Source organism: Pseudomonas nitroreducens TX1 (assembly GCF_000313755.1).
GTDB lineage: Bacteria > Pseudomonadota > Gammaproteobacteria > Pseudomonadales > Pseudomonadaceae > Pseudomonas > Pseudomonas nitroreducens_A.
The window spans coordinates 48,375-73,918 of the sequence record NZ_AMZB01000101.1; the positions used below are offsets into that span (position 1 = coordinate 48,375).

Annotated in this window: 23 protein-coding genes; 8 read left to right on the forward strand and 15 right to left on the reverse strand. The window is 67.0% G+C overall.

Annotated elements, in window-relative coordinates; translation table 11 throughout:
• Window positions 1-6: 6 nt before the first annotated feature.
• Window positions 7-1,107 carry a ferredoxin reductase gene (locus C167_RS0110480; protein WP_017518228.1) on the reverse strand — a complete coding sequence of 367 codons (1,101 nt, stop codon included), beginning with the start codon at window positions 1,105-1,107 and terminating at the stop codon, window positions 7-9.
• 154 nt (window positions 1,108-1,261) lie between these two features.
• On the opposite strand from C167_RS0110480, the gene C167_RS0110485 reads away from it, so the two are divergent.
• The 5 genes from C167_RS0110485 to C167_RS0110505 all read left to right on the forward strand — a co-directional run bounded on the left by C167_RS0110485 (window position 1,262) and on the right by C167_RS0110505 (window position 4,670).
• Window positions 1,262-1,897: a TetR family transcriptional regulator gene (locus C167_RS0110485; protein ID WP_017518229.1), complete on the forward strand. Its 636-nt coding sequence runs from the start codon at window positions 1,262-1,264 to the stop codon at window positions 1,895-1,897.
• Between the two features lie 295 nt (window positions 1,898-2,192).
• Entirely contained in the window at window positions 2,193-2,693 is a 501-nt protein-coding gene (gene ureE, locus C167_RS0110490) for an urease accessory protein UreE (protein ID WP_017518230.1), read from the forward strand.
• A gap of 75 nt (window positions 2,694-2,768) precedes the next feature.
• Window positions 2,769-3,446 carry an urease accessory protein UreF gene (locus C167_RS0110495; RefSeq protein ID WP_017518231.1) on the forward strand — a complete coding sequence of 226 codons (678 nt, stop codon included), beginning with the start codon at window positions 2,769-2,771 and terminating at the stop codon, window positions 3,444-3,446.
• A gap of 10 nt (window positions 3,447-3,456) precedes the next feature.
• Window positions 3,457-4,071 carry an urease accessory protein UreG gene (gene ureG / locus C167_RS0110500; protein WP_017518232.1) on the forward strand — a complete coding sequence of 205 codons (615 nt, stop codon included), beginning with the start codon at window positions 3,457-3,459 and terminating at the stop codon, window positions 4,069-4,071.
• Between the two features lie 26 nt (window positions 4,072-4,097).
• Entirely contained in the window at window positions 4,098-4,670 is a 573-nt protein-coding gene (locus C167_RS0110505; RefSeq protein WP_017518233.1) for a HupE/UreJ family protein, read from the forward strand.
• Between the two features lie 59 nt (window positions 4,671-4,729).
• Here C167_RS0110505 and C167_RS0110510 read toward each other — a convergent pair whose 3' ends face one another.
• The 4 genes from C167_RS0110510 to mdlC all read right to left on the reverse strand — a co-directional run bounded on the left by C167_RS0110510 (window position 4,730) and on the right by mdlC (window position 10,549).
• Window positions 4,730-5,986, reverse strand: coding sequence for an OprD family porin (locus tag C167_RS0110510; RefSeq protein ID WP_017518234.1), 1,257 nt, complete (start codon window positions 5,984-5,986; stop codon window positions 4,730-4,732).
• A 96-nt stretch (window positions 5,987-6,082) separates the two neighbouring features.
• Window positions 6,083-7,552, reverse strand: coding sequence for an aldehyde dehydrogenase family protein (locus C167_RS0110515; RefSeq protein ID WP_017518235.1), 1,470 nt, complete (start codon window positions 7,550-7,552; stop codon window positions 6,083-6,085).
• 13 nt (window positions 7,553-7,565) lie between these two features.
• Window positions 7,566-8,903: an MFS transporter gene (locus tag C167_RS0110520; RefSeq protein ID WP_017518236.1), complete on the reverse strand. Its 1,338-nt coding sequence runs from the start codon at window positions 8,901-8,903 to the stop codon at window positions 7,566-7,568.
• A 59-nt stretch (window positions 8,904-8,962) separates the two neighbouring features.
• Window positions 8,963-10,549, reverse strand: coding sequence for a benzoylformate decarboxylase (mdlC, locus tag C167_RS0110525; RefSeq protein WP_017518237.1), 1,587 nt, complete (start codon window positions 10,547-10,549; stop codon window positions 8,963-8,965).
• A gap of 110 nt (window positions 10,550-10,659) precedes the next feature.
• Here mdlC and C167_RS0110530 point away from each other — a divergent pair, with 110 nt between their 5' ends.
• Entirely contained in the window at window positions 10,660-11,556 is an 897-nt protein-coding gene (locus C167_RS0110530) for a LysR family transcriptional regulator (protein ID WP_017518238.1), read from the forward strand.
• Window positions 11,557-11,563: 7 nt separating this feature from the next.
• On the opposite strand, the gene C167_RS0110535 is transcribed toward C167_RS0110530, so the two are convergent.
• On the reverse strand, window positions 11,564-12,889 hold the full coding sequence (locus C167_RS0110535; RefSeq protein ID WP_017518239.1) for an MFS transporter: 1,326 nt from the start codon (window positions 12,887-12,889) through the stop codon (window positions 11,564-11,566).
• A gap of 358 nt (window positions 12,890-13,247) precedes the next feature.
• Here C167_RS0110535 and C167_RS0110540 point away from each other — a divergent pair, with 358 nt between their 5' ends.
• Both C167_RS0110540 and C167_RS0110545 read left to right on the forward strand, forming a co-directional pair.
• A complete protein-coding gene (locus tag C167_RS0110540) occupies window positions 13,248-14,303 on the forward strand; it encodes an aromatic ring-hydroxylating oxygenase subunit alpha (RefSeq protein ID WP_017518240.1) in 1,056 nt (351 codons plus the stop codon).
• Window positions 14,304-14,355: 52 nt separating this feature from the next.
• Window positions 14,356-15,300, forward strand: coding sequence for a PDR/VanB family oxidoreductase (locus C167_RS0110545; RefSeq protein ID WP_017518241.1), 945 nt, complete (start codon window positions 14,356-14,358; stop codon window positions 15,298-15,300).
• A 188-nt stretch (window positions 15,301-15,488) separates the two neighbouring features.
• Here C167_RS0110545 and C167_RS0110550 read toward each other — a convergent pair whose 3' ends face one another.
• The 9 genes from C167_RS0110550 to C167_RS0110590 all read right to left on the reverse strand — a co-directional run bounded on the left by C167_RS0110550 (window position 15,489) and on the right by C167_RS0110590 (window position 25,543).
• On the reverse strand, window positions 15,489-16,217 hold the full coding sequence (locus C167_RS0110550) for a GntR family transcriptional regulator (protein WP_017518242.1): 729 nt from the start codon (window positions 16,215-16,217) through the stop codon (window positions 15,489-15,491).
• Between the two features lie 103 nt (window positions 16,218-16,320).
• Complete coding sequence (locus C167_RS0110555; protein ID WP_017518243.1) at window positions 16,321-17,085, reverse strand: SDR family oxidoreductase; 765 nt, start codon at window positions 17,083-17,085, stop codon at window positions 16,321-16,323.
• 515 nt (window positions 17,086-17,600) lie between these two features.
• A complete protein-coding gene (locus C167_RS0110560) occupies window positions 17,601-18,524 on the reverse strand; it encodes an ornithine cyclodeaminase family protein (RefSeq protein WP_017518244.1) in 924 nt (307 codons plus the stop codon).
• A gap of 155 nt (window positions 18,525-18,679) precedes the next feature.
• Window positions 18,680-19,396 carry an ABC transporter ATP-binding protein gene (locus C167_RS0110565; protein ID WP_017518245.1) on the reverse strand — a complete coding sequence of 239 codons (717 nt, stop codon included), beginning with the start codon at window positions 19,394-19,396 and terminating at the stop codon, window positions 18,680-18,682.
• A complete protein-coding gene (locus C167_RS0110570) occupies window positions 19,393-20,268 on the reverse strand; it encodes an ABC transporter ATP-binding protein (protein WP_017518246.1) in 876 nt (291 codons plus the stop codon). The genes C167_RS0110565 and C167_RS0110570 overlap by 4 nt, the downstream gene beginning before the upstream one ends.
• Window positions 20,265-21,566 (reverse strand): high-affinity branched-chain amino acid ABC transporter permease LivM, encoded by a 1,302-nt coding sequence (gene livM, locus C167_RS0110575; RefSeq protein ID WP_037006101.1) that lies wholly within the window; start codon window positions 21,564-21,566, stop codon window positions 20,265-20,267. Before livM ends, C167_RS0110570 begins: the two co-directional genes overlap by 4 nt.
• Before the next feature lie 5 nt (window positions 21,567-21,571).
• Window positions 21,572-22,486 carry an ABC transporter permease subunit gene (locus C167_RS0110580; protein WP_026078950.1) on the reverse strand — a complete coding sequence of 305 codons (915 nt, stop codon included), beginning with the start codon at window positions 22,484-22,486 and terminating at the stop codon, window positions 21,572-21,574.
• Window positions 22,487-22,706: 220 nt separating this feature from the next.
• Complete coding sequence (locus C167_RS0110585; RefSeq protein ID WP_017518249.1) at window positions 22,707-23,840, reverse strand: branched-chain amino acid ABC transporter substrate-binding protein; 1,134 nt, start codon at window positions 23,838-23,840, stop codon at window positions 22,707-22,709.
• A 419-nt stretch (window positions 23,841-24,259) separates the two neighbouring features.
• Window positions 24,260-25,543: an NAD(P)/FAD-dependent oxidoreductase gene (locus C167_RS0110590; protein ID WP_017518250.1), complete on the reverse strand. Its 1,284-nt coding sequence runs from the start codon at window positions 25,541-25,543 to the stop codon at window positions 24,260-24,262.
• Between the last annotated feature and the right edge of the window lies 1 nt (window position 25,544).

The following is a 25,544-nucleotide window of genomic DNA, read 5'->3' on the forward strand; positions in this document are numbered from 1 at the left end:
GACTATTCAGAGATCGACAGTCAGGTCGCCCTGGGGCGCGCTGACACAAATGCGGATGGGCTGGCCGGGCTCGCTTAACAGCTCGCCGCTGCGCAGGTCGCGCACGCAGCCGCTGACCAGCGTGCAGGTACAACGGGTGCAGACGCCCTGGCGGCAGCCATGCACCGGACGCAGTCCATGGGACTCGGCCTGCTCCAGCAGGCTGCGGCGGCTGTCGCCGGCCACCTGCAGTGCGCTGCGGGCGAAGCGCAGGTTCACGGCTTTCGCCGGTTCGCGGTCGCCCCAGGCCGGCGGACTGAAGCTTTCGACCTGCAGGCTGCGGCTGCTCGCCCCCAGCGCTTGGCGCACGGTTTCGACAAATCCGCCGGGGCCGCAGACCAGTACGTGGCGACCATCCAGATCGGCCACGTGCTCGCGCTGGAAACGCCCGGACAGCTCGCCCTCCAGCGCGGCATCGCCGCTCAGTGCCCAGCGCAGCTCGAGGTTGGGGTATTGCCGCGCCAGCGCTTGAAGGCCCTCGACGAAGGCCTTCTGGCCGTGCTGGCGGACGTAGTGCAGCAGCGTGACAGGGCCGCCGTAACCGCGCGTCAGTGCCTCGCGCAGCAGACCGAGCAAGGGTGTCAGACCACTGCCTGCGGCCAGCAGCAGCACCCCCTGGTCATCGGTCGGCCAGCTCAGGTCGCCGTCCGCCTGGCCAAGCTCCAGCATTTCGCCGACGCACAGTTGTTGCAGCAGGAAAGTGGAAATCCGTCCGCCCGGTTGCCGCTTCACCGCGAACTCCAGGCAACCGTCCTCGGCGATCCGGGTGAGACTGTAGCTGCGGCTGTGGCGCACACCGTCGCGCTCGACGAACAGCTGCAGGTGTTGGCCAGGCCGCGCGCCGCGCCAGTGCGCGTTGGGGCGCAGGCGCAGTTCGAGCATGTCGTCCGCCACCCACCGCCGCGCCTCGACCCGCGCGAACACCCGGCGCAACGACCAGCCACGGTTGCACACGCGCAGCACGGCATCTACATCCGACTCGCGCAGCCACTGGCTATGCACCAGCGCGCGAAGCGGCGACAGCAGGGGCGAGATGAAACGCAGGCCCTCGAAGGGAAGCAGGGACATGAAGGCGTACCAAACAGTAAACATGTGTTCACTTAAAATCGCACGACCCGAACTTTTCAGTCAACATCTGTTCACTGTAATGATCAGGAACCTCCCCGGCGCCGGCTCGCATTTGCTAGAGTGCCTGCGCCTTCGCCTTGGATAGCAGTGCCTCATGTCCACTCCCCGCGCCGAACAGAAACAACAGACCCGCCTGGCCCTGATGGATGCCGCGCGCAGCCTGATGGACAGCGGCCGCGGCTTCGGCAGCCTGAGCCTGCGGGAAGTGGCGAAGGCGGCAGGCATCGTGCCTGCCGGGTTCTACCGGCACTTCACCGACATGGACCAGCTCGGCCTCGCCCTGGTCGCCGACGTCGACGAGACCTTCCGCAAAACCCTGCGCGTGGTGCGCCACAACGAGTTCGAGCTGGGTGGCGTGATCGAGGCCTCGGTGCGCATCTTCCTTGACGCGGTGACTGCCAACCGCACCCAGTTCCTTTTTCTCGCCCGCGAGCAATACGGCGGCTCGCACCCGATCCGCCAGGCCGTGGGCGAGCTGCGCCAGCGCATCACCGACGACCTCGCCGCCGACCTTGTGCTGCTCAACAAGCTGCCGCACCTCACCGCCCAGGACATCGACGTGATCGCCGACCTGGTGGTGAAGACCGTGTTCGCCACCCTTCCCGAGCTGATCGACCCGCCGGCCGACAGCCTGCCAACGCACCTTTCACCCCAGGCCAAGATCACCCAGCAGCTGCGCTTCATCATGATCGGCGCCAAGCACTGGACCGGCATCGGCTCGCGGCCCTGAGCCAGCCCCTTCGCACCCTGCCCGACCTGTAGAAGCGAGCTTGCTCGCGAAACCTGTAGAAGCGAGCTTGCTCGCGAACAAATTCTGCAGTGAAGCGGTTCGCGAGCTTGCTCGCTGCTGGAAAGATCCGCACCGCCCCGCCTTGGTGCGCACCGTTTTCGTGCGCACCATCGTCGGGCGCGCACGCCATTCCTGATCGTTCGGACAAGCGCTCCAGCCCGCGCCAAGCCTGACGGCTACCCACGCTGGCAAGCCCCTTGCTGTAGCACCGCCATTGCTACTGCCGGACGCTGCCATGCTGGTCATTCATCAACGAATCGAACCCCGCGAACACTGGGACGCCGAGTTGCGCCTGAACTACGAGGCGCGCAGCAAGAGCCGCCTGCGCTGCTTCACCCTTACCGGTGAAGACGTCGGCCTGTTCCTCGAGCGCGGCCAGTCGCCGCTGGCCGACGGCGAGTGCCTGCTGGCCAACGATGGCCGCGTGGTACGCGTCTGCGCGGCGCCCGAGAAATTGCTGCACGTCACCTGCGCCAACGCCCGCGAGCTGAACCGCGCGGCCTATCACCTGGGCAACCGCCACGTCGCGCTGCAGGTCGGCGAGGGCTGGCTGCGCCTGCTCGACGACTACGTGCTCAAGGCCATGCTCGACCAGCTCGGTGCCACCGTGGAGGCCATCGAAGCCCCCTTCCAGCCCGAGCACGGGGCCTATGGCGGCGGACATCACCACTCGCACCATGGCGAGGAAGAGTTCAACTACGCGCCGAAGCTGCACCAGTTCGGAGTGCGGTTGTGATGCTCCTGCGCGAGTGTCCTGCCCTCTCCCGGAGGGAGAGGAGGCAGATCGGCGCACCTGCACAGGCCGTCGCCCATGGCTGAATCTTCGAGCGCCTGGGCGCTGCTGCGCCTGGCCAGCCCGCAGTTGCCCATCGGCGGCTACAGCTACTCGCAAGGGCTGGAAAGCGCCATCGACCAGGGCCAGGTGAAGGACGCCGATGAAGCTCGCACCTGGCTCGCCGATCAACTGCATCTCAACCTCGCGCGCTTCGAAGGCCCGCTGCTGGCCGAATTGCTGCGCGCCGCGCAGAGCGCCGACTGGGACGCCCTGCGCGATGCCGCCGAGCGCCATCGCGCCAGCCGCGAAACCCGCGAGCTGGGGCTGGAGAACCGGCAGATGGGCTTCTCCCTCGGCCAGTTGCTCGAAGCCCTGCCCGAGCTGGACGAACCCGCTCGCCTGTGGCTCGCCGAGCAGGCCGAACCCTCCTTCGCCGCCGCCTGGGCGCTGGCCGCCCGCGCCTGGGGGCTTTCCCCGGAACAGGCCCTCGGTGCCTGGCTGTGGAGCTGGCTGGAGAACCAGCTGGCGGTGCTGATGAAAACCCTGCCGCTGGGCCAGCTGGCCGCGCAGAAGCTCACCTCGCACTTGCTTCCCGAGCTCGACGCCGCCTGCCGGGCCGCGCTGGAAAACGATCCCCACGGCGGCGCGCCCTTCGGCCTGGCGCTGGCCAGCATGAACCACGAAACCCAATACAGCCGTCTGTTCCGCTCCTAGGAGAACTGCCATGAACTCTCAACCTCTTCGCGTCGGCATCGGCGGCCCGGTGGGCTCCGGCAAGACCGCCCTGACCCTGGCGCTGTGCCGCGCCCTGCGCCAGCGCTACAACATCGCCGTGGTCACCAACGACATCTACACCCAGGAGGATGCGCAGTTCCTGGTGCGCAACGAGGCGTTGGAGCCGGAGCGGATCATCGGCGTGGAAACCGGCGGCTGCCCGCACACGGCGATCCGCGAGGACGCCTCGATCAACCTCGAAGCCGTGGACCAGCTCAACCGCCGCTTCCCCGGCCTCGACCTGATCCTGGTGGAGTCCGGTGGCGACAACCTCTCGGCTACCTTCAGCCCCGAGCTGTCGGACCTGACGCTGTACGTGATCGACGTCTCCGCCGGCGACAAGATCCCGCGCAAGGGCGGGCCGGGCATCTGCAAGTCCGACCTGCTGGTGATCAACAAGATCGACCTCGCCCCGCTGGTGGGTGCCTCCCTGGAAGTGATGGACCAGGACGCCACGCGCATGCGCGGTGACAAGCCGTTCGTGTTCAGCAACCAGAAGACCGGTCAGGGCCTGGCCGAGATCATCGCCTTCATCGAGCGCCAGGGCCTGCTGACCGCAGCCTGAACAGACCCACAGACCAAGGAATGACCATGACCCTGCGTAAAGCCCTCTACAGCATCGCACTGTTCCTCACCCCGGCGGTGGCCTTCGCCCATCCCGGCCACGGCGACCATGGCCTGATCGCCGGCTTGGCACACCCCGTCACCGGTCTCGATCACTTGCTGGCGATGTTCGCCGTCGGCCTCTGGGCGGCGCAGCAGCGAGGCGCGGCGCGACTGGCGCTGCCGTGCACCTTCGTCGCGGCCATGCTGGTGGGCGGGCTGCTCGGCTTCGAGGGGCTGCAGGTGCCGTTCATGGAGACCGGCATTGCCGCTTCGGTACTGGCGCTGGGCCTGTGCGTGTCGCTGGCGGTGCGTCCGCCGCTGTTGCTGGCGATGGGCGCGACGGCGCTGTTCGCCCTCGCCCACGGGGTGGCGCACGGGCTGGAACTGCCGGACCTGAGCAGCCCGTGGCTGTATGCCGCCGGCTTCGTTGGTGCGACCGCCGCGCTGCATGCAGCGGGTTATGGTCTGGTTCGCGTGCTGCCGCAGGCCGCGGCGCCGCTGGTGCGTTTCGCTGGCCTGGCCTCGGCCGGCGCCGGGGCGTGGCTGCTGGCGGGCTGAGCCGCCGCCATCGGGCTGGCGAGGCAACCCGCTCGCCAGCCACACCCCCCTGCGTGCCGTCAGAGTGAAATCGGGTAGTTGAAGATCAACCGGGTCTGATCGAAATCGCTGTTGAAGCTGCGTCGGTTGCTGGCGTGGTTGACCCTCACATTGAGCTTCTTCAGCACCCCGCTCTGCACCGTGTAGCCCAGCTCCACGTCGCGCTCCCATTCCTTGCCGCCGCTGCCCGCCTTGGTGGTGGCATTGTCGCCCTTGCCGTAGCGCACCATGCTCACCAGGCCCGGCACGCCCACGGCGACGAAGTCATAGTCATAGCGCACCTGCCAGGAGCGCTCGTCCTCGTTGGTGAAGTTGCCGTTGAACATGTCATTGCCCATCGTCCGTCCGCTACTGCCATAGACCGACTGCCACATGCCGGTGCCACCGACCTTCTGCAGGCCAAGGTACACCGTGTGCCCGCCACGATTGGCCGAGAGCAGCGCGTAGGCAGTGTGGCTGTCGATGTCACCGGCCAGGGCGCGGCCATCGTCGCGGTCGAAGAACAGGCCGAGGTTGGCGCCCAGCACCCAGTCGCCCACCGGCTGCTTGTGCAGCAGGTTGAAGTAGCGCTGGGTGTAGATGTCCTCCAACTGCGCATACCAGGCGCCGACCAGGGTGCGCTGGTCGTTGAAGCGGTACTCCGCGCCGGCATAGTTGAAGGCGTCGGACTTCGCCGTCGGCGCCGACCACGAGGACAGGTCCTGCAGGTCTGCCGAGTTGCGCAGGCTGACCTGGTCGTAGCGCCCGCCGTACAGGCTCATGCCTTCCCACTCTCGCGACACCAGCGCGGCGCCACGGAAGGTCTGCGGCAACAGGCGACCGTCGTCATAGCGCAGAACCGGGATATCCGGGAGCATCTCGCCGATCTTCAACTCGCTGGCCGACAGCCGCAGCTTCGCCGCCACCGCCACGCGGCCGTACTCGTCCGCGGCCTTGCCGTCGTCATGTACCGGCAGCAATTCGGAACCGCTCTGGTCGCGACTGCTGTTCAGCTTCACGCCGTACAGGCCCAGGGCATCGACGCCGAAACCCAGCGTGCCACGGGTATAGCCGGAGGTGAACTTGAGAATGAAGCCCTGTGCCCACTCGTTGACCAGGCTCTTGCCGGCGTTGTGGTCGCGGAAGTCGCGGTTGAAGGCATAGTTGCGCAGCACCAGGTCGGTGCGCGCGTCCTCGAAGAAACCACCCTCCTCGGCGGCCTGGGCGTAGCTGCAGGCCAGGAGCGGCAGGGTCGCGCAGGCGAGGGACGGCAATACGCGGGTATGACGGCTGATCATTGTTATTGTTCTCCGTTTTTTCAGGGATGCAGCGACCCGGGACGCGTCCGCGTGGACACGCCCAGAGCTGAATTCGCAGCGTTGCCGGTCAGGCGATCAGAAGGGGTAGTGGCGTGCCTCCCGCTGCACGCTCACCCAGTGGTCGCGGGTGAACTCGTCGATCGCCCAGTCGCCGTTGAAGCGGCCCAGGCCGGAGTTCTTCTCGCCACCGAAGGGCGCGTTGGCCTCGTCGTTGACCGGGATGTCGTTCACATGGGTCATGCCGGCGTGGATGCGGCGGGCAAAGCGCACGCCACGGTCGAGGTCGCGGGTGAACACGGCGCTGGCCAGGCCGTACTCGCTGGCGTTGGCCAGCTCCAGCGCGTGCTCCTCGTCGCGGGCGCGCAGCAGACCGACCAGCGGGCCGAAAATTTCATCGCGGGCGATCTCCATGTCCGGGCCGACCTCGCCATACACGTGCGGCGCCAGCAACTGGCCCTGCACGCCACCTTCATACAGCGGCCGGGCACCCTCGCGGCGTGCCAGGGCCACCTTCTCCAGCAATCCTTCGAGCTGGCGCGCATTGATGATCGGGCCAACCGCCGTCTCCGCCAGTTGCGGGTCGCCGACCTTCACCTGCTTCACCCGCTCGACAAAGCGCTCGGCGAAAGCGTCGTACAACGCATCGACGACGATGATGCGGTTGATCGCCATGCAGATCTGGCCCTGGTGCAGGAACTTGCCGAACACCGCGGCATTCACCGCCTGTTCGAGGTCGGCGTCTTCCAGCACCACGAACGGACTGTTGCCGCCCAGCTCCAGGGCCACATGCTTGAGGTGCGCGCCGCCGCTGGCGATACGCCCGATATTGCGCCCCACCGGGGTCGACCCGGTGAACGTCACCAGCCCCGGCACCGGATGTTCGACGAACGCATCGCCAATCTCGCTGCCCGCGCCCACCACCACGCTGAGCACGCCGGCCGGCAGCCCGGCTTCCTCGAAAACCTTCGCCAGCAGCAGGCCGCCGCATACCGGGGTGTCGCTGGCCGGTTTGACCACCACCGCGTTGCCCAGCGCCAGGGCCGGTGCCAGCGAGCGCTGGGTCAGGTGCAGGGGGAAGTTCCACGGACTGATGACGCCTACTACCCCGATGGCGCTGCGGTACACGCGGCTTTCCTTGCCGGGGATGCTGGAGTCGACGATGCGCCCGTGCACGCGGCTGGGGAACGATGCCGCTTCCAGCGTGATGGCGCGCGCCGCGCCCCACTCCAGCGTGGCCTTCAGGCGGGTGCTGCCGGACTCACGGATGATCCAGCCGATGATCTCCTCGCGGCGCTCGTCGAACACCGCCACCGCGCGGTGCAACAGCGCGGCACGCTCCACCGGCGGCAGCGCGGCCCAGGCCGGCTGCACCTGGGCGGCCTTGCGGTAGGCGGCATCGAGATCGTCGCGGCTGGCCTGGGGAATCTCCACCAGCAGGCTGCCGTCATAGGGGTTGCAGTCGCGCAGCGATTTGCCGGTGCTGCCGGTACGCCATTCGCCGGCCAGGGGTTGCAGGTGGAAATCGGTGTAGATCGAAGCGGTCATGGACATTCTCCTTTCAAACGGATTTTTCGCGGGCGACAAAGGCACCGACGGACTCGCGCGGTCGCACGCGGATGAAACCGATGGCCAGCGCCCCGACTACGCCGGGCAGGGCAAAGGCGAGGAAGTTCTCCTGGAACGGCAGCTCCAGGGCGAGCAGGCTGCCGCCGAGCATGGGGCCGGCGATGGCGCCGAGCCGGCCGATGCCGGCGGCCCAGCCGACGCCGGTGGAGCGCACGTGGGTCGGGTAGAACTGCGCGGCGTAGGCATGGATCACTGCCAGGGTGCCAATGGTGGTGGCGCCGGCGATCACCAGCAGTGTGTTGAGCAGCCACGGGCCGGGATTGATACCCAGCGCCGCCAGCGAAGCCGCGGCCAGGGCGAAGAACAGCACCAGCGTGCGCTGGGTGCCCAGGCGGTCGGCGAGCCAGCCGCCGAACAGCGCGCCGAGGGTGGCGCCGACGTTCAGGGTGACCAGGAACACCAGGCTGGAGGTGAGCGGATAGCCGCCGTTGGCCATCAACTTCGGCAGCCAGGTGTTGAGGCCATAGCTCATCAGCATGCACATGGCGAAGCCGATCCACAGCAGCAAGGTGCCCAGCGCCTGTCCGGCACCGAACAGTTGCGGCAGGCGCGCCCTTTCAGCGTCGGCATCCGGGCTTGCGAGCACCAGCTCGGTGCCGGGACGGTAGGCCGGGTCGACCCTCGCCAGCAGTACGTCGAGTTCAGCGCGGCGGCCCTTCAGTTCGAGGAAGGCTGCCGACTCCGGCAGGTAGCGCAGCATCAGCGGCACGGCAAGCACCGGCAGCACCGCCACATAGAACACCGACTGCCAGCCCCACTGCGGGATCAGCGCGATACCGACCAGCGCCGACAGCACGGCGCCCACCGAGTAGAAGCTGGACATCACCGTGATCAGCGTGGCGCGGCGCCCAGCCGGGGCGAACTCGCTGATCAGGTTGACCGCACTGGGCACCAGCGCACCCAGCGCCAGGCCGGTGATGAAACGGCAGACGCCCAGTTCCAGCGGCGTACGCGCATGACCGGTAAGGAACGCGGCGAGACTCGCCAGCAGGGTCATGAGGATCACCAGACGGCGCCGGCCGAAGCGGTCGGCCAGCGGCGCCAGCAGGGTCCCGCCGAAGAGCATGCCGAACAGCGCGCAACTGCCCAGCGTGCCGGCCTGTACCGGGCTGAGCTGCCACTCGTGCATCAGACGGGGCACGACCGAGCCGTACACCACCATGTCGTAGCCGTCGAACAGCATGATGAAGCAGCCCCAGGCGAGGATCAGCCAGTGGGTGCGGTTGAACCGGGCGGAATCGATCACCGCCGCGACAGTCGTCTTGTGCATAGCCACCTCTTGTTATTTTTGTCGGTCATGAAAAGCGCCCCAGGCAGGGCGCGCACGCCTCAGGGTTCGATGGTCAGGGTGGGAACCTCGATCAGCACCGGCTCGTCGCCGGCCAGGGCACGGGCCAGTTCCTCGCGCAGGGTCGCAGCGTCGGCCGCCTGCACCGAGCGCACGCCGTAGCCACGGCCGATCTGGCAGAAATCCAGGCCGGGCACGTCCAGGCCCGGAGCGTCGGGTACATCGAGCACCCCGGCGAACCAGCGCAGCGCGCCGTAGGTGCCGTTCTTGAGGATGATGAACACCGCCGGCACGCGGTATTGCGCGGCGGTCCAGAGGGCAGTGATGCCGTAGTTCGCCGAGCCGTCGCCGATGATCCCGATGACTCGCCGATGCGGCTGCGCCAATTGCACGCCGACCGCCGCCGGCAGGCCGAAGCCCAGGCCACCGGCCGCCGGGAAGAAGTAGCTGCCCGGCTGGCGCATCTCCACGCGCTGCCAGAAGGCACTGACCGTGGACGTGGACTCCTTGACGAAGATGGCATCCTCCGGCGCCAGCTCATCGATCACATCGAACACCGTTTCCGGGTGCAACGGGCCTTCCTCGGCGGCACGCGGCGCCGGGCGCGGCAGCGCCTCGGGCAGCGGGCGCTGGCTGGTACGTACCGACTCCACCAAGGCTTCGAGGGTGAGTTGGATGTCACCGACCAGGGCATCGCCCATCGGTGCGCGCGCGGCTTCGCCGGGGTCGCAGGTCAGGTGCACCAGCTCGGCACCGGCAGGCAGGTAGTCGCCCGGAGCGAACTGGTGATAGCGGAACACCGGGGCCCCCACCACCAGGATCAGATCGTGCCCGGCGAGCAGCCTGGAGATGCCGGAGATCGCCGCCGGCAGCACACCACGAAAGCTGCGGTGGCGCGTAGGGAACGGGCAGCGCGAGGCCGACGGCGCGACCCAGGCCGGCATCCGCAGCTTTTCCGCCAGTTGCACGGCCAGCCCGTTGGCGTTGGCGCCATCGACGTCCGGGCCGAGCACCAGGACAGGATTGTTCGCCCGCGACAGGCGCTCGGCCAACTCGCTCAACTGCGCCGCCGAGGGCAGCCCGGCGCTGGCGACGCTGCGTGCGGCCAGGTGCTCGACGCCGACCGGCGCCGGCTGCGCCCAGTCATCGTAGGGAATCGACAGGTACACCGGGGCCTTGGGCGCCAGGCTGGCCATGTGGATCGCCTGGCTCAGAGCGCGCGGCACGTCCTGGGCACAGGCCGGCTCGGCGCTCCACTTCACCAGCGGCTTGGGCAGTTGAGCGGCATCGACGTTGGCCAGCATGGCCTCGACGCCGATCATCGAGCGCACCTGCTGGCCGGCGCTGATCACCAGCGGGCTATGGCTGTACCAGGCGTTGGTCAGCGCGCCCATGCCGTTGCCGGTGCCGGCCGCGGCGTGCAGGTTGACGAAGGCGGGCTTGCCGCTGGCCAGGGCGAAGCCGTCGGCCATGCCGACCACCGCGCCCTCGTGCAGGCCGAGGATGTAGCGGAAATCCTCGGGGAAATCCTTGAGGAACGGCAGCTCGTTGGAACCGGGGTTGCCGAAGATCGTGGTCAGGCCGTGGCGGCGGAGAATGTCGTAGGAGGCGTTATGGACGGTTTTCATGCTGGCCCTTCAGGCTCGTTCTTAGGGTTTGCGCTACTCTCGCAGCGGCCTGATAATCGATCAAATCGATAGTCTTTCTATCGAACATAAAAACCATCTATGTGGATATCATGGCCCAGACCGACCTCAACCTGATCCGCACCTTCGTCACGCTCTACGAGGCCGGCAGCGTGACCGTCGCCGCCGAACGCCTGTTCGTCACCCAACCCTCGGTGAGCTACGCCCTGGCCCGCTTGCGCGAGCTGTTCGACGACCCGCTGTTCAGCCGCAGCCGCGACGGTATCCAGCCGACCTTCGTCGCCGAGCAGTTGTACGGCACCCTGCGCGAAGCGCTGACGCGCATCGAAGGCGCCGTGCAGAGCACCCGCCAGTTCGACCCGGCAAGCACCGGACGACGCTTTCGCATCGCCCTCTCCGATCTTGGCGAGCTGGGCTTTCTGCCGCTGATCCTGGCGCGGCTGAATCGCGAGGCGCCGCTGGCCGAGGTGGAAGTGCTGGCGTTGCAGGTGGATCAAGTCGGCGACTGGCTGGCCAGCGGCAAGGTCGACACCGCCATCTGCCGCCAGGCGGTGCCCGGCAGCCGCAGCCAGGTACTGATCGAGGAACGCTATGTCTGCCTGCTCAGCGCCGATCACCCGCGCATCGCCGACCACCTGGACCTCGCCAGCTATCTGGGCGAGCGTCACGTGGTGGTGACCCGCACCTCCGGCCACGGGATCGCCGAGGATGTGCTCCAGGCGATGAAGCTGGAGCGCCGCATCGCCCTGCGCGTGCCGCACTTCTCGGTACTGCCGAAGATCATTCCCGGCACCGACCTGCTGACCATCCTGCCGGCGCAGATCGCCCGCATGTTCGTCGCCGAGGGCGGGCTGAAGATGCTCGAACTGCCCTTTGCCGTACCGGCGTTCGAGGTATCCCTGCACTGGCGCGCGAGCAGCGAGCACTCGGCGGCGCTGGACTGGTTCCGCACCACCATCGCCGAGGCGATCATCGACGGTCAGCATTGACTCGCCCTCAGTGCGCAGCCAGCGGCGCGCTGGGCCGGGCCGCGGGGCGCAGCCCCAGGAGTACCCCGGCAGCCAGCACGAAGACCACGGCGAACACCCCGTAGAGGTGCAGCGGCTGCCAGCCATCGTCGAGCAGGAGGCCTGCGACTGTCGGCGAGAGAATCGCCCCCAGACGGCCGACACCGATCGCCCAGCCCACTCCGGTGGCCCGCACGCCAGCCGGGTAGACCAGTGGCGACAGCGCATAGAGCCCGGCGATGCAGCCATTGGCGAACAGGCCGATGAGCAGGCCCAGGCCGAGCGCGGCCGCCAGCGAAGTGGCGGAGGCGAGGAACAGCACCAGCAGCGCGGCGGTGACCAGCATGAAGCCCTGCAGCACCCGCGCCAGCGGCAGCCGTGCCGAGAGCGCGCCGACCAGCGCCGCGCCGAATATCCCGCCGATGCTCAACAGCACCCCGCCGGTGATGCCCTGCTGCGCCGTCAGGCCGGCGGCTACCAGCAGCTTCGGCGTCCAGCTCATGATGAAGTAGAAGCCGAACATGGCGAGGAAGAACAGCAGCCAGATCAGCAGGGTCGGACGGCGCAGCTCGGGGGCCAGCAATTGCAGCATGGCCACGCCGCCCGGCTCGCGGACACGGGCTTCGGGCAGCGAGTCCAGGCTCGCCAGGCCCAGCCGTCCGGCCAGGACGTTGACCCGCGCCAGGGCATTGGCTGGGCGGCGTGCCAGCAGGAAGTCGAGGGATTCGGGCAGGCCCGCCAGCACCAGCGGTATGGCCGCCAGGGAAATCAGGCCGCCGGCGAGGAACACCGAGCGCCAGCCCCAGTGGCCGATCAGCCACACGGCCAGCAACCCGCCGAAGGTGGCGCCCAGGGCGTAGCCGGTGGATTGCAGGCTCACCGCAAGGGGCCGCCAACGCTTGTTGGCGTATTCGGCGGCGATCACGTTGCTGCTGGCGAGGATGCCGCCGATGCCCAGACCGGTAAGGCCGCGCAGTATCGCCAGTTGCGCCGGCGTCTGACTCAAGGCCGATAGCAGCATCCCGACACCGCACAGCAGCAGGCAGAAGAGAATCAGCGGGCGACGGCCGAACTGGTCGGCGCGCGGGGCGATGAACAGCGATCCGGCCGCCATGCCGAACAGCCCGGCGCTGAGCAGCAGCCCGACCCGGGCACCGTTGAGGCCCCACTCGGCGGAGACCGATGCGGCGGTGAAGGCCATCACCAGCACATCGAAGCCATCGATCATGTTGAGCACGATGCAGATGCCAATGGCCGTCCACTGGAAGCGGTTCATTGGCCCCTGCTCCAGGGCGCTGCGCAGATCGCGATTCATGGGCGCACCTCTGCACGAGGGGCACGACGGAAGGCATTACGCGGGCTAGGCAAGGCCGGCATGGCAGATTCCTCTTTTTCTTGTTGTGGAGGCTTGATGGCGCACACCCTGGCAGCAGTGGATCCCGAAAACAAGCCAATTGGATCCCATGCCGCCCATGACTCACCACTCCCTGCGCCTTGCACCGGGCCGCGCCCGAGCCACACACCGTCTGTATCGGCACTTACAGGCTATCAGCGAATTCGTGCGATCATCGAACTGCTTATTTTTCGAGCGAATGGACCTCTCCGGGTTGACAGCACTTCGCCTCAAAGCGAACCATTGGATCCAATAACAACCAAAAGATGAGGGTCGCCCCATGTTCCCGAAGAATGCCTGGTACGTCGCCTGCACTCCCGACGAGATCGCCGAGAAGCCCCTGGGGCGGCAAGTGTGCGGCGAGAAGATGGTTTTCTACCGTGGCGCCGAGGGCCGCGTGGCCGCGCTGGAAGACTTCTGCCCGCACCGTGGCGCACCGCTGTCGCTGGGCTTCGTCGAGGACGGCAAGCTGATCTGCGGCTACCACGGCCTGGCGATGGGCTGCTCGGGCCACACCGAGTCCATGCCCGGCCAGCGCGTGCGTGGCTTCCCGGCGATCCGCACGTTCGCCGTGGAAGAACGCTACGGCTTCATCTGGGTCTGGCCGGGCGACGCCGCCCAGGCGGACCCGGCGCTGATCCACCACCTGGAATGGGCCGACAACCCGGACTGGGCCTATGGCGGCGGCCTGTACCACATCCAGTGCGACTACCGGCTGATGATCGACAACCTCATGGATCTCACCCACGAGACCTACGTGCACGCCAGCAGCATCGGCCAGAAGGAAATCGACGAGGCGGCGCCCAGGACCCGCGTGGAAGGCGACGAGGTGATCACCGAGCGGCACATGGAGAATGTCATGGCCCCGCCGTTCTGGCGCATGGCCCTGCGCGGCAACGGCCTGGCCGACGACGTGCCGGTGGACCGCTGGCAGATCTGCCGCTTCACTCCGCCCAGCCACGTGCTGATCGAGGTGGGCGTGGCCCACGCCGGCCACGGCGGCTACCACGCGCCGGCGCAGCACAAGGCGGCGAGCATCGTGGTCGATTTCATTACCCCCGAGACCGAGACCTCGATCTGGTACTTCTGGGGCATGGCACGCAACTTCCAGCCGCAGGACGCTGCACTCACCGCGACCATTCGCGAGGGACAGGGAAAGATCTTCGGCGAAGACCTGGAGATGCTCGAACGACAGCAGCAGAACCTGCTGCTCCATCCGCAACGGCAACTGCTGAAGCTGAACATCGATGCCGGCGGCGTGCAGTCGCGGCGCATCCTCGAACGGCTCTGCGAAGCCGAGCGACAGCCCGCCAGCGCCCTCATCGCCAGCGCCTGACCTCCTCACCCAGCGCCGGCCCGCGAGGCCGGCCAATCGCGAGAACACCGCCGTGCTAGACGTCGTCATTACCCGCCTGCAGCGGGAAACCCCGGACATCCTCAGCCTCGATCTGGCCCGCGCCGATGCAGGCCCGCTGCCCGCCTTCAGCGCCGGTTCGCACATCGACCTGCACCTGCCCAACGGACTGGTGCGCCAGTACTCGCTGTTCAACGCGCCGGAAGAAATCCATCGCTACCGAATCGCCGTGCTGCGCTGCAGCGACTCGCGCGGCGGATCACTCGCCGTGCACGAACTGGCCGCCGGCCAGACGCTGCGCATCGGCCCGCCGCGAAATCTATTCCCGCTCGCGGACGGCATCGGCCGGCGCCTGCTGCTGGCCGGCGGCATCGGCATCACGCCGCTCCTGAGCATGGCCGAGCACCTGGCCCGCCAGGGCGCCGAGTTCGAGCTGCACTACTGCGCCCGTTCGGCTGCGCAGGCGGCCTTCGTCGAGCACCTGGCGCAGTGCGAGTTCGCCACCCGCGTGCATTGTCATTTCGATGACGGCGATCCGGCGCGCCACCTGGACGTGACGGCGCTGCTGGCGTCCCAGGCGAGCGACGCACAGCTCTATACCTGTGGCCCGGCCGGTTTCATGGCACACGTGCTGGAGAGCGCTCGCGCCCTGGGCTGGGACGAGTCGCGCCTGCACCACGAACATTTCGGCGCCGAAGCGGATGTCGGCGGCGAAGCCTTCGAGGTCCAGCTGGCGAGCAGTGGCCAGGTGGTGCGCGTGGAGGATGGGCAGAGCGTGGTGGAAGCGCTGCGCGGCATCGGCGTGGAGGTACAGGTGGCCTGCGAGCAGGGCATCTGCGGCACATGCCTGACCCGCGTGCTGGACGGCGTGCCGGAGCACCGGGACCAGTACCTGACCGACGACGAACAGGCCGCCAACGACCAGTTCACCCCATGTTGCTCGCGTTCGCGCAGCCCGCGCCTGGTGCTCGACCTCTAGAGTGCCGCCGGGCCGGCCGGCGGCGTGCTCGTTCGCCCTGCACGTGGCAGCCAGGCGCGGAGAGGGCTTGCGATATCCGCCGGGCGGCCTGAGCGTGCTGACGGCTATGGCTTCGCTCCTGCGAATCTGCCGGGACAGCCGCCGCGACAGGGGCAGAGGGCGCATCGACGGCGCCAGGACGACCGTTGCTATGACCGGTCGTTTTCCGTGGCCGCGGGCTTCTTCAGCACTGCCACACCCTCGCGCCGCGGATTGAAGTATTCGGCGTAGCGCAGGGTCGCGTTGGCGTGCTCGCGCATGATCGCCTCCGCCCTCGCGCCCTGGCCGTTGATCAGGGCGTCGTAGGCGGCGTGATGCTGCTGGTGGGCGAAGTTGAAGCGCTGGTACTCGCGCTTGAGATTGTCGCGATCCACCGCCAGCGAGCTGACCGAGGCGAACGGCAGGTGGTCGTTGCGCGCCAGAGCCTCGGCGATGGCGCGGTTGCCGCTGGCCTCGATGATCGCCTGGTGAAAGCGCATGTTGAGGCTGTGGTACGCCTCCAGGTCCTCGGGCAGCACGTGACCTTTGTCGAAGATGTGGTCCCCTTCGTCCAGGCAGGCCTGCAACAACGCCCGGGTATCCTGCGAAACGCCCCGCTCGGCGGCCTGGCGGGCCGCCAGGCCTTCCAGCACGCCACGCACTTCCACCGCACCGGAAATGTCTTGCTCGGTGACTTCGCGCACGGTGTAGCCACGGCTGCCGGCCTTGATCAGCAAGCCTTCCTGTTCAAGCGTGCGCAACGCCATGCGCACCGGCATGCGCGAAACCTGCAGGCGTTCGGCGGTGGGAATCTCGACGATTCTTTCACCGGCGGCCAACTCGCCGGAGGCGATCATCTTGCGCAGTTCAGCCAGCACGCGTTGGCCCGGTTTGCTCATCGGAAGGCTCTTGTGGCGGGGGTGAGCGACGAATGATAACGCGCACGGGGACGAATGGGCGGAAAACCGGGAGGGGCTTACCGCCCTGCGCGCGGGCAGCCCGTCACCCCTTGCGATGCACCGCAAACCCCGCCCAGGCCTGGCTCACGGGCATGATTTCCAGCGTGTTGATATTGATGTGTGGCGGCTGGTTCATGATCCAGTGGATGGTCTCGGCGATGTCCGCGGACTGGATCGGCTCAGCGCCGGCATAAGTCTTGTCGTACTTCGCCTGGTCACCGCCGAAGCGCACCAGGGAGAACTCGCTCTCGCACATGCCCGGCTCGAGGTTGGTGACGCGCACGCCGGTGCCCTCCAGGTCGCAACGCAGGTTCAGCGAGAACTGCTCGACGAAGGCCTTGGTCGCGCCGTAGACGTGGCCACCCGGATAGGGCCAGTGGCCGGCCACCGAGCCCAGGTTGAGGATGCTCGCGCCCGGGCCATGGGCGATCAGGCGCGGCAGCAGCAGGCGGGTCGCGTACATCAGGCCCTTGATATTGGTGTCGACCATGGTGTCCCAGTCATCCAGCTCGCACTCCTGCGCCGGGTCGGTACCCAGGGCGAGGCCGGCGTTGTTGATCAGGCCACGCAGCTTGGCGAATTTCTCCGGCAGGCTGTCCACGGCGGCGGTCATCGCCGCACGGTCGCGCACGTCGAGCACCAGCGGCAGCACGTCGGTCTGCGCGGAAAGCTCCTGGGCCAGCGCATTCAACCGCTCCTCGCGGCGGCCGGTGATCACCAGCGACCAGCCATCGCGGGCGAAACGCCGCGCACAGGCTTCGCCGAACCCGGAGGTGGCGCCGGTAATGAACAGGGTGGGAGTGGTCATCGCAGAGATCCTCTAACTGGGCGCCGCCGTCGCCGGTACCTGCCGGGGAATCATGCCGCGCGTGTTCTTGTCGGTCGGTCGAGCATAACAGCCCGAAACGGCCGCGTTGCGTTACAGCCGTGCTGGATAAAACCCGAACAGCCGCTGGAAATCCCCATGGCCACGGGGCTGCGGCGAGTTGCACCCACCTTGTCCACAGGCTGCTCCACGGATTCTGTGGGCAAGCGGCATCAGGGTCTGCCCCTGGACGATTTTCGAGCGCTCTGCCGCAGGCCGCGTCGCCGCTGCGCTGGAGGAGTTCTTCCCAAGGTTATCCACAGGTCTTTCAACGGCTGGCGGGGACAACTGTCAGAGATGCGGAACTTTTCCGCAGAGCCGTACCTGTCCATCCATACAGGGGTTGCAGGGCAATCGATCAGAAATCGAGCGGCGCTGGCGGGGCCTGCGGCCACGCGGTCCCGCAAGGTTCGCCCAGATGTTATCCACAGCGCCGCCCACAGAATTTCGGGACAACTTCACTGCACGAGCAAGCGCGCCGCGATCAGGTCTTCCAGTGCATAACCCACCGACTTGAACAGGGTGATCTCGCTATCGTCCCTGCGGGCGCCGCAACCTTGCAGCAGGTCGCTGAGCTGGTGGTGGATGGCGCTCTCGTCGATCACGCCTTCGCCCAGCGGAATCAGCAGATCGCCCGCCTCTTCCAGCGCGCCTTCGCGGGTGTCGACCACGATGCGCGCCCGCTGCACGGCTTCGCTGTCGGTCTCGCGCATGCTGGGCAGGAAGGCGCCGACCAGATCGAGGTGGCAGCCCGAGCGCAGCCAGGCGCCGTGGACGATGGGTTCGCGGGAGGTGGTGACGCAGCTGATGCAGTCTGCCGCCGCAACAGCGCCGCGCAGATCGGCACAGGCGTGGACGGGATAGCCTTCGTCCTGCAGCCGCTTCACCAGCGCCTGCACCTTGTCCTCCTGGCGGCCCCAGACGGCAATGTCCTCGTACTCGCGCACCGAACTATGGGCACGGACCATGTGCGGCGCCAGGGTGCCGCTGCCGACCACCAGCAGCCGTCGCGCATCGCGGCGCACCAGGTAATCGGCAGCCAGCGCGGAGGTACAGGCGGTGCGCCGGGCAGTCATTTCCGAAGCCTCCAGCATTGCCAGCGGGTGGCCAGTCTGTCCGTCGAACAGGCAGAACAAGGCGGCCACCGCCGGCAGGTTCTTCGCGCCGTTATTGGGGAATACGGTGACCAGTTTCACGCCGATGTCCTGCCCTGGCCGCCACACCGGCATGGTCAGCAGCGAGGCGTTTTCTGGCAATTCGTGGCAGCCGCGCACAGGGGCTTCGCACGCTCCAGCGAGGCCGATGCGCAGGGCTTCGATCAGTTGGGGATAACCCAGGCGTTCGGCGACGTCGGCGTTGGTGAGGAAGCGGAGGTCTTGCATGGCACCTCTACGGGAGAAAGAGCCCCTCTCCCTAACCCTCTCCCTGAAGGGAGAGGGGACTGGATCGGAGCAGGAGAAACACGATGGTGTCAGCCGGCACGAACTGCTCCCTCTCCCTTCAGGGAGAGGGCTGGGGAGAGGGTGTACGCCCCAACTCAGTGCCCGCCCAGATACGCGTTGCGAACCTCCTGGTTACCCAGCAATTCCGCACCGGTGCCGCTCAGGCGGATCTCGCCGTTGACCATCACGTAGCCACGGTCGGACAGCTTGAGTGCATGGTTGGCGTTCTGCTCCACCAGGAACAGCGTCATGCCGCTCTTGGCCAGCTCGCGAAGGGTCTGGAAGATCTGCTTGACCACGATGGGCGCCAGCCCCAGCGAGGGCTCGTCGAGCAGCAGCAGCTTGGGCCGGCTCATCAGCGCGCGGGCGATGGCGAGCATCTGCTGCTCGCCGCCGGACATGGTCATGGCGCGCTGGTTGCGCCGTTCCTTCAGGCGCGGGAACAGGTCGAACATGCGCTGCATGTCCTCCTGGGCATGCTCCATGCCGACGGGAATGGTGCCCATCAGCAGGTTCTCCTCCACCGTCATGTCGGGGAATACCCGACGCCCTTCCGGCGACTGCGCGATGCCGTTGGAGGCCACGTAGTGCGCGGACTTGTGGCGGATGTCCTGGCCCTTGTAGAGGATCGCGCCGCTGGCGGCGCGCGGCTGGCCGAAGATCGACATCAAGAGCGTGGACTTGCCTGCGCCGTTGGCGCCGATCAGCGCGACGGTTTCCCCTTCGCCCACCGTCAGCGACACTTTCTTCAGCGCCTGGATCGGCCCGTAGAACACATCCACATCACGGAACTCCAACATCGGCGCCGTCATACCAGCTCCTCTTCGTCCGCGCCGAGATAGGCGGCGATTACCTTGTCGTTGTGGCGAATCTCGTCCGGCGCGCCACGGGCGATGACCACGCCGTGGTCGAGCACGATGATGTGGTCGGAGATGTTCATCACCATGCCCATGTCGTGCTCGATCAGCAGCACAGTGATGCCGTGGTGGTCGCGCAGGTAGCGCACGATGCGCGCCAGCGCCTGGGTTTCCGCGGGGTTGAGGCCCGCGGCCGGTTCGTCCAGGCAGATCAGCTCGGGCCGCGTGCACATGGCGCGGGCGATCTCCAGGCGGCGCTGCTGCCCATAGGACATCTCGCCCGCCAGGCGGTTGGCGCAGTCCACCAGGTCCACCACTTCCAGCCAGTAGAAGGCGTGGTCCAGCGCCTCGCTTTCCGCACGGCGGTAGCCGGGGGTGTTGAGCACACCGGCGATGAGGTTGCGGTTGACGAACATGTGCTGGGCCACCAGCAGGTTCTCCACCACCGACATCTCGCGGAACAGCCGGATGTTCTGGAAGGTGCGCGCAAGGCCCGCGCGGTTCACCAGGTGGGTGCCGCCGAACATCTTGTAGTAGAGGCGGTTGCCGAACCGCGCCGGGTTGACGAAGTCGCCGCCCTGGAACGGCTGGCCGAGCACCTTGATGACGTCGGTGGTGCCGCCCTGGGTATTGAGCAGGATGTTGCCGCCGGTGGCCTTGTAGAAACCGGTGAGGCAGTTGAACACCGTGGTCTTGCCGGCGCCGTTGGGGCCGATCAGGGCGGTGATGGAGCCGCGCTCCACGTCGAGGTTGACGTCGTTGAGCGCCTTGATGCCACCGAAGTGCATCATCAGGTGTTCGACGCTGAGGATCTTGTCACCGCTCATGGCGCCACCCCCTTGCGTACGGCGAAGCCCGAGCGGCTGATGCGGATCAGCCCGCGCGGGCGCCAGATCATCATCAGCACCATGAGGATGCCGAACAGCAGCACGCGGTAGTCGGCGAAGCTGCGCAGCAGTTCCGGCGCCACGGTGAGGACGAAGGCGGCGATCACCACGCCCACCGTCGAGCCCATGCCGCCCAGCACCACGATGGCGAGGATCAGCGCCGACTCGAAGAAGGTGAAGGACGACGGGTTGACGAAGCCCTGGTAGCTGGCGAAGAACACACCGGCCAGGCCCGCGGTGGAGGCGCCGAGCATGAATGCCGAGAGTTTCACCAGCACGTGGTTCAGGCCCATGGCGCGGCAGGCGATCTCGTCCTCGCGCAGCGCTTCCCAGGCGCGGCCCACCGGCATGCGGGTCAGCCGGTGCTTGATGTAGAGCACCAGCAGCACGACGAGGAAGAGCACCACGTAGATGAACAGGAACTTGAAGTTCTGGTTGTAATCGATGCCGAGGAACTCGTGGATCGGCGTGCCGCCCTCCTTCGCCCGACGACCGAACTCGAGGCCGAAGAAGGTGGGCGACGGCACCGGCATGCCATTCGGGCCGCCGGTGAAGGACAACCAGTTGTTGAGGATCAGGCGGATGATCTCGCCGAAGCCCAGGGTCACGATGGCCAGGTAGTCACCGTGCATGCGCAGCACCGGGAAGCCCAGTAGCGCACCCGCCAGCGCGGCGGTGAGCGCCGCCAGCGGCAGCACCGTCCAGAAACCCAGTCCCAGGTACTGGTAGCCCAGCGCAAGACCATAGGCGCCGATGGCGTAGAAGGCCACGTAGCCGAGGTCGAGCAGGCCGGCGAGGCCGACCACGATGTTCAGGCCCAGGCCGAGCAGTACGTAGATCAGCCCGAGGATGATCACGGTGAGCAGGTACTTGCTGGCGAAGAACGGAAAGATCACCGCGGCGAGGATCACCAGCGGGATTATCCAGCGCAGTCGCGTCTTGTAGCCCGGCGGCAACACGCTGATGCCCGAGTCGGAACTTTCGAAGCGGTCCATGATGCGCAGGCCGGCCGGTGTCTGCAGGTACAGGCTGAGCAGCAGGCGACCGAGCATCACCGCGCCGATCATCCAGGCGAGGCGCACGGGTTCGAGCTTGAAGCTGTAGCCGTCGAGCACCACGCCGACGATGGGACCGAACACGATCAGGGCGATCAACCCCGCCAGGATGGTGTCGACAAGGCTCTTCTTGATATCGATGCGCGCGGGTTTCGGCGCGGCTGAGGTCTGGGTTGCGGACATCATGCTTACACCTTCGAAACCTGGGGACGCCCCAGGAGCCCTTGCGGCCGGAAGATCAGGATGGTCACCAGCAGGCCGAAGGCGAACACGTCCTTGAAGTCGGTGTTCACCATGCCCGAGAACTGTGCCTCGGCCACGCCCAGGATCAGCCCGCCGAGCATGGCACCGGGCAGCGAGCCGATGCCGCCGAGCACGGCGGCGGTGAATGCCTTGATGCCGATGATGAAGCCGGCATAGAAGTCGAAGGTGCCGTAGTTCATGGTGATCAGCACGCCGGCCAGAGCCGCCATGGCGGCGCCGATGATGAACACGTAGGAGATCACCCGGTCGGTGTTGATCCCCAGGATCGAGGCCATCTTGCGGTCCTGCTGGGTGGCGCGGCACATGCGCCCGAGCCGGGTGTACTGGATCACGTAGGTCAGTACCGCCATGCCGACGAAGGCAGCGATGAGGATGAACACCTTGGTGTAGGTCAGCTGCACGAAGCCTTCGCCGATGTGGAACTTGAAGGCGCCGTCCAGCAGCGTGGGCACGCCTTGCTGGCGCGGGCCCTGGGCCAGTTGCACGTAGTTCTGCAGGATCAGCGACATGCCGATGGCGGAGATCAGCGGAGCCAGGCGCGTCGAATTGCGCAGCGGCTTGTAGGCGATGCGCTCGATCACCCAGCCATAGACGCCAGTGACGAAGATGGTGAAGACCAGGGTGCCGAGGATCAGCAGCGGGAACGACTCAAGGCCGAAGAACGCCAACAGCGCCAGGGCCACGGCGGAGAGGTAGGCGGAGATCATGTACACCTCGCCGTGGGCGAAGTTGATCATGCCGATGATGCCGTAGACCATCGTGTAGCCGATGGCGATCAGGCCGTAGACCGACCCCAGGGTCAGCCCGTTGATCATTTGCTGGAGGAAAATACCGTCCACGATTGGGTACTCACACAGACAGGGCAGGGAAGGCGGGCGGCAAGCGGGCTGAACGGCTCGTGACCGTCGCCGGGCAAGCGCCGACCTGCGGGGATGCCGGCACCGCTCGTGGCGGTGCCGGCCAATCACACGGGGTGCGCAATCGCTGCTGCAAGGCCCGCTGCAACGACCAGGCCGGCCTGGTCGCTGCAGCCGGAGCCCCTCGACAGGAGCCGGCCCCTTACTTCTGTTTCTCCAACTGGTGGTACTTGCCCTTGTCGTCCCACTGGTAGACGACATAGTCGGAGACCTTCAGGTCGCCCTTCTCGTCCCACTCCTTCTTGCCCATGACGGTGTCGACCGGGTGGGTGTGCAGCCACTTGCTGGCCGCCTGGGGATCGTTCTTGCCCGCGCCGTTGAAGGCAGCGGCCAGCGCCTGCAGGGAGGCGTAGGCATAGAGGGTGTAGCCTTCAGGCTCGAAGCCGCTGGCGCGGAACTTGTCCACCACAGCCTTGCCTTCGGGAATCAGGCGCGGGTCGGCGCCGAAGGTCATCAGCACGTCCTTGGTGTATTGCGGGCCGCCAGCGGTGGTCACCAGTTCGTCGGTGACGATGCCGTCATCGGAGAAGAACACGGTGGTCAGGCCCTGCTCGCGCATCTGCCGGACCAGCGGGCCGGCTTCGGGGTGCAGGCCGCCGAAGAACACCACTTCCGCGCCCGAGGAACGGATCTTGGTGACCAGGGCGTTGAAGTCCTTCTCGCCGCGGGTCAGGCCCTCGTAGAGCACTTCGGTGACGCCCAGCTTGTTCAGCTGCGCCTTGGTCGCATCGGCCAGGCCCTGGCCGTAGGTGTCCTTGTCGTGGATCACCGCGACCTTCTTGGCCTTGAGCACGTTGACGATGTAGTTGCCGGCGACCACGCCCTGCTGGTCGTCGCGGCCGCACATGCGGAACATCCCGGCAAGCCCGCGTTCGGTGACTTTCGGGTTGGTCGAGCCGGGGGTGATGGTGATGAGGCCGGCCTCGTCATACACCTCGGAGGCGGGGATGGTGTTGGAGGAACAGAAGTGGCCGACCACACCGATGGCCTTGTCCTGGTCGACCAGGCGGTTGGCGACTGCCACGGCCTGCTTCGGCTCACAGGCGTCGTCGGCCTTCACCAGCTTGATCTTCTCCCCGTTGACGCCACCGGCGGCGTTGATCGCCTCGGCCGCCATGTTGGCGCCGCGCCAGTACTGTTCCCCGAACGAGGCGTTAGCCCCGGTATGCGGTCCCGCGACGCCGATAACGACATCGGCCTGCACTACGGAAGACATGCCCAGCGCGGTGGTTACCGCCAGAGCCAGAAAGCCTTTTCTGAAAATCTTCTGCGACATGGAGTTTTGCTCCTGAGGGTTTTTGTAATGGCGCGTTGTGTTTCTTGTTGGCGATTTCTCGTATAGCGATTGAACGACTAAGCGATTAATCAACAGCAAGCGGCGTGCCATTCGTTTTTGTTATTAACCAAGTCCTACAGCGAAAACAGCCAAAGCTGGCAGACATCAAGCGCTAGACACGTGCAACCCTTCGATAGCACAAGGTGCAACCAATCAGGCGAAAGGGTGCAACCGCCCTTCCCGTGAGCTGGCATTTTCCAGCCACCACAGGCGCAACCCCAACCGTAACCATCGCTGTCACCGAACTGCACATCCGCGGTGCAGACCCATCGGGGTAACGCACCATAAGAGGCTAGACCAAAGTGCAGCGAGCGTTGGTGGGTCGAACCGGGGCGGCGCCCGCCCCGACCTGAACGACCTCAGATCACCACCCGCAGGCATTGCCCGGCGTGGTAGAGGGAGAAACCGGCTTCGTACAGACAGCTGCGCAGGCCCACAGCGGAGATTTCCTCCATGGGCCTGAGCGGCATCGGCAAGGCGCTGGCGTCGCCGTCCAGCAGGAAGTCGGCGAAGGCCTTGCCCACCACCGTGCCGGTGGTGACGCCACGACCGTTGTAGCCGCTCATGGCGACCAGCCCCGGCGCCGGCTCGAACAGGCGCATGAGGTGGTCGGGGGTGAAGTCGATGCAGCCGGTCCAGGTGAACTCCCAGTCCACCTTGCCCAGCTTGGGGAAGTAGTGCTGCTGGATACGGTCGGCCCAGCTTTTCAGGAACCACGCCGGCTTGCCGGTGCCCTTGCCGAGGCTGCCCAGCAGCAGGCGGCCTTCGGCGTCGCGGCGGATGCTGCTGAGCACCTGGCGGGTATCCCAGGAGCCCTGCCCGCCCGGCAGGATGCGCGCAGCTTCGGCGCCCTCCAGCGGCCGCGAGGCAACCTGGTAGTAGTAACCGGGAAAGAAGGTGCGGCGCAGTTGCGTCCACTCGCCTTCGGTGTACGCGCTGGAGGCGATCACCACCTTGTCGGCGGTGACCACGCCACCGGCGGTGATCACGTTCCACGCACTGCCCACGCGCACCAGGCCGACCACCGGGGAATGGTGGTACAGCTCGCCCCCCAGGCCGAGCACCGCGCGGGCCAGGCCGCTGACATAGGCCATGGGGTTGAGCGTGCCGGCACGGCGGTCGAGCAGTGCGCCAGCGATCTTCCCGGTGCCGCAGGCCTGCTCGCAATCGGCACCGGTGAGCAGCTCCACCGGGGCACCACGACGCCCCCACTGCTCGCAGCGGCTGCGCAGGTCCGCCAGGCCACGGGCGTTGTGTGCCATGTGCAGCGTGCCTTCGCGGCGTGCCTGGCATTGGATGTCGTACTTGTCGATCAGGGAGAACACCAGCGACGGTGCATTGCCGAGCATGCGGTTGACCCGCTGCCCGACCTCCGCACCCATGCCCGCTTCGATCTCGTCCGGGGGAATCCACAGTCCGGCGTTGACCAGCCCGACGTTGCGCCCCGAGCCGCCATGCCCGGTGGCATGGGCTTCCAGCACGCAGACCTTCTGGCCGCGCTCCAGGAGATGCAACGCGGCGGACAGGCCGGTGAACCCCGCACCGATGACACATACGTCGACCTTGCGATCCCCGCGCAGCTCCGGAGCTTGCGGACGGTTTGGGGTCAGGTGTTCCCACAGGCACTCTTGGCGAAGCGACATC